This window comes from Actinoplanes sp. NPDC051633 (assembly GCF_040681735.1).
In the GTDB taxonomy this organism is placed as follows: Bacteria; Actinomycetota; Actinomycetes; order Mycobacteriales; family Micromonosporaceae; genus Actinoplanes.
Map to the genome: position 1 here is coordinate 1 of NZ_JBFAZH010000264.1, position 7919 is coordinate 7919.

The following is a 7919-nucleotide window of genomic DNA, read 5'->3' on the forward strand; positions in this document are numbered from 1 at the left end:
GCCGCCACCGACAGGCTGCTCTCCCAGGGGCGCCCGGTGCTGGCGTCGACGACGCACAGCGCGCCGTACTCCGCCAGGGCCGCGGTCGACGGCGACGTGACCACGCGCTGGGCGAGCCCGTCGGTGCCCGGCACGCAGTGGCTGCGGGTCGATCTGGGCGGTTCACAGCGGGTGACACGGGTGCGGCTCAGCTGGGAGCGGGCGTACGCGGCCGCGTACCGGGTCCAGATCTCCGCCGACGCCGCGTCCTGGACCGACCTCGCGGCGGCCTCCGCCGGTGACGGCGGCACGGACGACCTCAAGCAGCTCAACGGCACCGGCCGTTACCTGCGGGTGCTGGCGCTGAAGCGGGCAACGACCTACGGCTTCTCGCTGTACGAGGTGCAGGCGTACGGGCCGGGTCCGGCGTCGCCGCGCACCGAGTCGGCCGACCCGGGCACCGCCGTGCCCGCCGCGGCGGCGCCGCTGTCCGAGCCGATCCCCAAGGACATCGCCCAGCAGCTGATCTCCACGGCGGAGAACTCGTCGCTGAACTGGCGTGCGCAGTACGGCTACATCGAGGACATCGGCGACGGCCGCGGCTACACCGGCGGGCTGGTCGGCTTCTGCTCGGGCACGTCCGACATGCTGGCGGTGGTCGTCGAGTACACCCGCCGCAAGCCGGTCAACGTGCTGGCCAAGTTCATCCCGGCCCTGCGTACGGTCGACGGCTCCGACTCACACGCCGGCCTCGACCCGGGCTTCACCACGGCCTGGCGCACCGCCGCCACCGACCCGGTCTTCCAGAAGGTGCAGGAGGACGAGCGGGACCGGATGTACTTCGACCCGGCGGTCACGATGGCCCGCGCCGACGGCGTGCGGGCGATGGGCCAGTTCGCCTACTACGACGCCGCGGTCATGCACGGGATGAACGGCATGAAGCAGATCCGCGCGGCGGCGCTCAGGTCGGCCTCCACGCCCAAACTCGGCGGCGACGAGCTGACCTGGCTGAACGCTTTCCTCAACGCGCGCGCGAGGGCGATGAAGACCGAGGAGGCGCACAGTGACACCTCCCGGGTCGACACCGCCCAGCGCGTCTTTCTCAAGGCCGGCAATCTCGACCTGAACACCCCGCTGGCCTGGGCCGTCTACGGGGACCGGTTCAGGGTCGGGTAACTAGACCCGCGTCCACTTCTGGTTCGAGCCGCCCGTGCAGTCCCAGAGGTGCAGTGGGGCACCGTTGTTGGCGTTCCAGTTCGCGATGTCCACGCACCGGTTGGACGAGAGGTTCCGCAGGTTGCCGGATGCCTCGAGGGTGAACCGCTGGACCGGGTTGCCGTTGCAGGTGACCAGCTGGATCGGCGTGCCGTTGGCGAGTGCGCCGCCGGCCGGGTCCATGCACTTGCCCATGGCCCGCATCGTGCCGTCACCGTTGGCCGTCCACTGCTGCGCGACGGTGCCGTTGCAGTCGTACATCTGCAGGCGGGCGCCGTCGACCGGGTTGGCGCCGGGGATGTCGATGCAGCGGTTGCTGAAGTTGGAGCGCAGGGCGTTGCCGCCGGTGGGCGGCGGGGGCGTGGTGCCGCCGTCGGCCGCGTTGACGCGGACGTAGTCGATCACCATGCGCTGCGGGAACTGCGTGCTGGCGTCGGGGTTGCCCGGCCAGGCGCCGCCGACCGCCACGTTGAGGATCATGAAGAAGGGGTGGTCGAAGACCCAGCGGTTGCCGTTGAGGCTGGCCGGGGTGACCCGGAAGTACTCCGAGCCGTCCAGGTACCAGATGATCAGGTTGGGCGACCAGTCGACCGCGTAGGTGTGGAAGCCGTCGGCGAGGGGCGAGCCGATCGTCCGGGCGCCGCCGATCGCGGCGCCGCCGGAGTAGCCGGGGCCGTGCACCGTGCCGTGCACCGTGTTGGGCTCGCGGCCGATGTTCTCCATGATGTCGATCTCGCCGGAGTTAGGCCATCCGACGGAGCCGAGGTCGTTGCCGAGCATCCAGAAGGCCGGCCAGATGCCCTGGCCGCGGGGGATCTGGATGCGGGCCTCGAAGCGGCCGTAGCGCTGGGTGAAGGTCTGCGAGGTGAGGATGCGGCCCGAGGTGTACGAGCCGTTGCTCTCCCGGCGCGCGGTGATGACCAGGTTGCCGTTGCCGTCGCGGGCGACGTTGTTGGTCGAGTTCGTGTACGTCTGCAGCTCGCCGTTGCCCCAGCCGCCGCCGCCGAGGTCGAACCGCCACTTGTTGCTGTCCGGCGACGAGTTGGCCGGGCCGTCGAAGTTGTCTTCCCAGGTGACCGGCCCTACGGCGGCGTCGGCGGTGTCGTTGCGTGAGGCGGCGAAGAGCCCGCCCGTGAGGCTGACCAGCACGGTGGCGGCCGCCAGCAGTATCCGGGTCTTGCGCATGGGGGATTCCTCCGGGGAGAGGTTGTTAATACTCTTAGCAGTCTTGAGATATTGACAGCCTTGAGTCAATAGAAACCGGTTCCGGAACCGGTATCCCCCGGGGATTTCTCCTTACGAGACGAGCGTGAAGAGATCGGGCGTCAGCACCGGCGGTTCCCATCCCGGCAGCGACGTGTGGCTCTCGTTCACCTTGTACGTCTTGCCGCCGAACGTGACCAGATCGCCGGCCTTCAGCTGCCGGAACGGTGCCCACGGCGTCGTGGCCGGGGGCTGCGTCGTCGGCGGCTTCGTGGGCTCGGTCGTGGGCGGCTTCGTGGGCTCGGTCGTCGGCGGCGTGGTCGGCGGCGTCGTCGGCTCGGCCGGCGGCTCCTCCGCCTCCCTCTCCACCGAGACCCGCACGAAGTCGACCTTCATGCTCGTGCCCTGCGACTGGTCGGATCGGGTACGACTGGTGCGGCTGCGCCGGCCGTCACCGTCGCCCACCGGCACGGACAGCTCCAGCGACACCGCGAACGGCTCGGTCAGATCGTCCTCGGCGCGCAGGAACTCGTCGCCGTCCAAGGTCCAGATGATGTCGCCGTCCACCGTGAACCGCACGCCGTACTCGTGGAAGTCCTCGGCGAGCGACTCGTCCGCCTCCACCCTCCCGTCGACGCCCTCGCCCAGCGCGGCGCGCACCACGGCCGACCGATCGCCGCGGTTCTCCATCACGTCCAGAGCCGGGGAGTCCGCGCCGAGGAGCCGGAACACCGACCGCACCGACTGGCCGTCGGCGACCTTCACCCGCGCCTTCACCTCGCCCGGTGCGGTGAACGTCTTCAGCGTCTGCAGGCCGGCCTCCGCGGTGCGGTTACGGCTGCTCCGGGAGTCGGTGACGGCCGAGATGACCAGGTGACCCTCGCCGTCCAGGCGGACCGCCCGGCCGTCGGTCGACCACTTCGAGGCGTCGGCGTCGTCACCACGGTCGCCGTTGAACTCGTCGGCGAACACCTGCTCGACGACCGTCGAGCCGTTCTCGGTCGCGGACGCCTGGTCGAAGCGCGTCGGAAGCCACACGGCGGTCGCGAGACCCACGGCGGCGATCGCCACGGTCGCGATGGGGCGGGTGCGAATCACGCGCGCACGCGCATGGGACGGTACGAATCGACGAGCGCGTCGCATCGACGAAAGTCCTCCTCGCAGGGCCTGCCCCAGATCAATGGCAGAGAAACTTTCACGAATCGCGGAGCCGGGCGCAAGCTCGGTCCCAAGACTTAAAACTCTCTTTAGGAAGGGCGCGCCGAGATGCGCACAGTGGTCCCATCCGGCCCGCTTTCGATCACCATCGCATCGGTCAGCTCATCGGCCAGCCAGAGCCCCCAGCCGCCGGGCTGGTCAGCGGCCGGACGCTGGGATTTCACCGGCCGGATCCGGTCCAGACCCGTCCCGCGGTCGGACACCTCGCACACCACCGACCCGGCCTCGACCCACAACGTCACCCGGCCCGATCCGCCGCCGTGCCGCACCGCGTTCGTCAACAACTCGTTGACCGCCACCACGAAGTCGTCCAGTTTGCCGCCGGCCAGCCCGGCCGCCCCGGCGCAGGACGCGATCGAGTGGCGCAGCGCGCTCACCCGGGTGCGGTCGAAGCTCTCGGTGAGAAGGAAGTCGGTGCTGATCCTCCGACCGTAGGCCAGGTCTGATCTTTCCGCTCGGCATGCATATGGGAAGGTCAGCCCATGACCGACGTCGCGACGGCACCGGGGAGCCTGCAGACGCCGCTGTGGCGTGCCATCGCCGTCTACCGGATCGCCGCGCTGATCTACGCCGCCGCGCTGATCGTCACCAACATCTCCTTCTATCTACGGCCGATGTTCGCCTGGCCGGTGCTGGCCGTGATGGCGGCGTGGACGGTGTTCACCACCTACGCGTACGCGGACGCCGCCCGCCGCCGCCCACCCCTGCTCATCGCCGACCTGGTGCTCACCATGGCCGTGATGGCCTCCAGCGTGCTGATCGTCGGCCGGGAGGCCCTGACCCTCGGAAAACCGACGATCGCGGTCGCCTGGCACGTCGCCCCGGTGATCGCGTGCGCGGTGGGCGGCGGACGGCGAGCCGGGATCGCCGCGGCCCTGGCGATGGGCGCGGTCGACATCGTGGTCCGGGCCCACTACGACCAGGCGGCCACCACCGGGGCGGTGCTGATGTTGCTGGCCGCCATCGCGGTCGGCTATCTGGTGCGGATCGCCGAGGTGTCCCAGGCCCGGCTGCAGCGCGCGATCGAGCTGGAGGCCGCCACCCGCGAACGCGAGCGGCTGGCCCGCGACATCCACGACTCGGTGCTGCAGGTGCTGGCCCTGGTGAAGCGGCGCGGCGCCGGGCTGGACGGCGAGGCTGGCGAGCTGGCCCGGCTGGCCGGCGAGCAGGAGGTCGCGCTGCGGGCGCTGGTCACCAACCCGTCGCGGCAGCCCGACTCCACGGTCGACCTGCTGTCGCTGCTGATGCCGTTCGAGTCCACCACGGTGTCCGTCGCCGGGCCGGCCTCCGCCGTGCAACTGCCCGGCGGGACCGCCCGGGAGATCGCCGCCGCGGTGTCCGCCGCCCTGGACAACGTGACCCGGCACTGCGACCCGCAGACCCGGGCGTTCGTGCTGGTCGAGGACGAGCCGGCTGAGGTGACGGTGAGCGTGCGGGACGAGGGCTGCGGGATCACACCGTCCCGTCTGGCCGAGGCCGAGGCGCAGGGCCGGCTGGGCATCGCGCAGTCGATCAAGGGGCGGATCGCGGCGCTCGGCGGGAAGGTGACGATCGCGTCGTCGTCCTCGTCCGGTACCGAGATCGAGATGGTCGTACCCAGGCCCCGACCGATGGGTTAGTCGAGGCCCTGCTCGATCGCGTACCTGGTCAGCTCCACCCGGTTGTGCAGCTGGAGCTTGCCCAGCGTGTTCTGCACGTGGTTCTGCACCGTGCGGTGGCTGAGCACGAGACGCTCGGCGATCTGGCGATAGGACAGGCCCTTCGCGACCAGCCGCAGGACCTCGGTCTCCCGCTCGGTGAGCTTCGGCGCGGCCGGGTCGTCGGCCGCGGCCGGTTCCACCGCCAGCCGCCGGAACTCACCCAGCACCAACCCCGCCAGCCCCGGGGTGAAGACGGTGTCGCCCGCGGCGGTGCGCGCGACCGCGTCCAGGAACTCGCTCAACCCCGCCGACTTGAGGAGATAGCCGCTCGCGCCGGCCTTGACCGCGTCCAGCACGCTCTGCTGCTCCCCGGAGGCCGACAACATCAAGACCTTGACCTGGGGTACGGCCGACAGCAGGCCGTTGATCACCTCGACGCCCGAGACGTCGGGCAGCTGAAGATCGAGAACGACGACGTCGGGCCGGGCGGCGGCGGCGATCCGGACGGCCTGCCGCCCCTCGCCGGTGGTCGCCACCACGTCGTAGCCGGCGGCGGTGAGATCGCGGCTGACGCTCTCCCGCCACATCGGGTGATCGTCGACGACCATGACTCTGGACTTCTGGTCGCTGAGCCGCTGGTCGTCGCTTCGCTCCTCCGGCATTTCGCCCCTGACTGCCGACGAGTTGGGCTCCGAAAATAACAGCAGAGCTTGCTGGTCGTCGCTCCGCTCCTCCGGCATTTCGCCCCTGACTGCCGATGAGTCGGGCTCCGAAAACAACTTCGGCTTCGCCTCGTCATTTTCGAAGCCCGACTCATCGACGGGCGAAATGCGACTCGGGTTGCGGTCAAGACCGATAGTGGTAGCCCACCCACGCTTGTGGGCCTCTGATAGGGGGCTGGGCTACCAGTTGTGGTTGGGCCCGGGCGGGTTGTGGCTAGCTGTAGCGCGGGTCGTTTGTTTCGTGGATGGCCAGTTCTTCGGCGCTGGCGCCTCCGCCGGCCGCGCCGGCGTCGTACGCCACGCTGTCCGTCTCGTCGTCCAGGCCGCTGCCCTCGTCGGGGGCGACCAGGCGGCCGACTCGCCCCGGGTCGTCGTAGTCCAGCTGGCCGTCGTCGTAGAGCGAGATCTGCGAGTTCGGGTCCGACGTCGGGCTCTGGCCCCAAACGTCCGCGTCGAGCTGCCGCTGGTCGTCGCTGTCGATGGTCTCGTCGATCGGGTCGCGGCGGGCCGGGATCGGATCCTCCTGGCCGACGTCGGGCTCCTCCTGGCGGAGCCGGCGATCGAGGCCCTCACCCTCACGGGCCTCCTCGGCCGTGTCGCCGAAGCGGTTGGAGCCGCCCGGACCGGTGCCCGCGAGGGCGGCCGGGTCGGCGCCGTCCGCCCAGCGAGGGCTGTCGACCTCGTCGTAGGCGCTGGAGTCGTCGTCCGCGGTGTCCGGGAGGCCGGAAGCCTCAGGATCGGTCACCTCGGCCGGATAGTCGTTGTCACGCATGGTCATCGTCCTACCCTCGTGCCGGGTCCGGTATGCCTGCCCCGGTGGCCGGGCGGCCGGCCGGCTCGCCCACCTGATCGAGCGGGAGCAGCGACCAGACGACCTTGCCGTCGTGCAGGCTCAGACTGCCCCAGCGATCCGACACCGCGTCGATGAGCAACAGCCCACGACCACCGTACGCGGTGGGCGAGACCGGACCGGTGAAGCGCGGGATCGTGGCCGACCCGTCGCGGACCGCCACGCTGATCGTGTCACCGAGCCGGGCCAGCAGGACGGTCATCTCGCTCTTCGCGTGCGCCACCACGTTGTTGACCATCTCGGTGACCACGATGCACGCGGGGCCGCACACGTCCGGGCAGTCCCATTGGGCGCAGGCCTCGGTGACCAGCTCACGGGCGCGGCGGGCGGCGCCGATCACCGGCTGGAGAGTCAGCTGCCTGCGGTCGCCGGGGTGCGGCTCGCCCAGCTGGGCGAGGGCGCCGGCGACGTCGGGGCAGACGACCAGACCGGACGCGGCCCAGGGGTCCCGATGGCCGGTGGCGATCACGACGCGACCGGCCGGCCACTCCGCGGTCTCGCTGACGAGACCGGCGAGCTCGCGAGCGGGCGCCGGGTCCTCGAGCCGGACCGCCTCGGCGTCGATCACCACGGCCTCGGGCTGCATGGCGAGCACGTCCAGGACGGTGGCCCGCAGGCCGGCGGCGTCGACCGGGGCGAGCACCCCGGACAGCCGGATCACCGGGTACGGCTGATCGGTGTCCACCGGGTACGTGACCTCGCTCGCCATGATCGCTCCATTGTGCATGTGGCTCCTCCTCGCCGCATGTCCGCGGGAGGTGCCTGTGCCCGTTCGGACCCGTCACATACCGTCTGGGTCATTTGAGGCATAAGCGCAGGATGCACATTGCTCTGGTGATACCCCTAACGTGGGGCGTCATGCATGTCAGCGGCCGGTGCCGGCGGTGCGGAGCCGGGCGGCCTCGGCACGCCGGGGTTCGTGCGCACTGCCCGGCGAAGTGGCGTGATGATGTTGCGGCTCCGCGTACCGGGTCAGGCCGATCACCGAGGCCAGGGTCGCCACGAAGCCCACGGCGGCCAGCCACTCCCGGCCCGCGATGATCTGGTCGCCGAGCAGCAGCAGGCCGACGATCGCGGCGGGCACCGCGCCGG

General features: G+C 70.7%; 8 protein-coding genes and 1 pseudogene. 2 read left to right on the top strand and 7 right to left on the bottom strand.

From position 1 onward, the window contains the following. Positions 1-1155, top strand: a 1155-nt coding sequence (locus AB0M20_RS16930) for a chitosanase (protein WP_364299022.1), incomplete at its 5' end; no start/stop codon positions are given. Here the strand turns inward: AB0M20_RS16930 and AB0M20_RS16935 are convergent. The 3 genes from AB0M20_RS16935 to AB0M20_RS16945 all read right to left on the bottom strand — a co-directional run bounded on the left by AB0M20_RS16935 (position 1156) and on the right by AB0M20_RS16945 (position 4055). Next, positions 1156-2379: a family 16 glycosylhydrolase gene (locus AB0M20_RS16935; RefSeq protein ID WP_364299024.1), complete on the bottom strand. Its 1224-nt coding sequence runs from the start codon at positions 2377-2379 to the stop codon at positions 1156-1158. A gap of 111 nt (positions 2380-2490) precedes the next feature. Continuing rightward, a complete protein-coding gene (locus AB0M20_RS16940) occupies positions 2491-3495 on the bottom strand; it encodes a carbohydrate-binding protein (protein WP_364299026.1) in 1005 nt (334 codons plus the stop codon). A gap of 149 nt (positions 3496-3644) precedes the next feature. Further along, complete coding sequence (locus tag AB0M20_RS16945) at positions 3645-4055, bottom strand: ATP-binding protein (RefSeq protein WP_364299034.1); 411 nt, start codon at positions 4053-4055, stop codon at positions 3645-3647. A 42-nt stretch (positions 4056-4097) separates the two neighbouring features. Here AB0M20_RS16945 and AB0M20_RS16950 point away from each other — a divergent pair, with 42 nt between their 5' ends. Beyond that, positions 4098-5234, top strand: a complete 1137-nt coding sequence (locus AB0M20_RS16950) for a DUF5931 domain-containing protein (RefSeq protein WP_364299028.1) — start codon at positions 4098-4100, stop codon at positions 5232-5234. Here AB0M20_RS16950 and AB0M20_RS16955 read toward each other — a convergent pair. The 4 genes and pseudogenes from AB0M20_RS16955 to AB0M20_RS16970 form a co-directional block, all read right to left on the bottom strand. After that, the gene (locus AB0M20_RS16955; protein WP_364299030.1) at positions 5231-5917 is read right to left on the bottom strand and encodes a response regulator transcription factor; all 687 of its coding nucleotides are present in this window, start codon (positions 5915-5917) and stop codon (positions 5231-5233) included. The genes AB0M20_RS16950 and AB0M20_RS16955 overlap by 4 nt on opposite strands. 274 nt (positions 5918-6191) lie before the next feature. Further along, positions 6192-6749: a DUF5709 domain-containing protein gene (locus tag AB0M20_RS16960; protein WP_364299036.1), complete on the bottom strand. Its 558-nt coding sequence runs from the start codon at positions 6747-6749 to the stop codon at positions 6192-6194. Positions 6750-6759: 10 nt separating this feature from the next. Then, positions 6760-7536, bottom strand: coding sequence for an ATP-binding protein (locus AB0M20_RS16965; RefSeq protein ID WP_364299032.1), 777 nt, complete (start codon positions 7534-7536; stop codon positions 6760-6762). Between the two features lie 156 nt (positions 7537-7692). Continuing rightward, positions 7693-7919, bottom strand: a pseudogene (locus AB0M20_RS16970) (hypothetical protein); the annotation flags it as partial.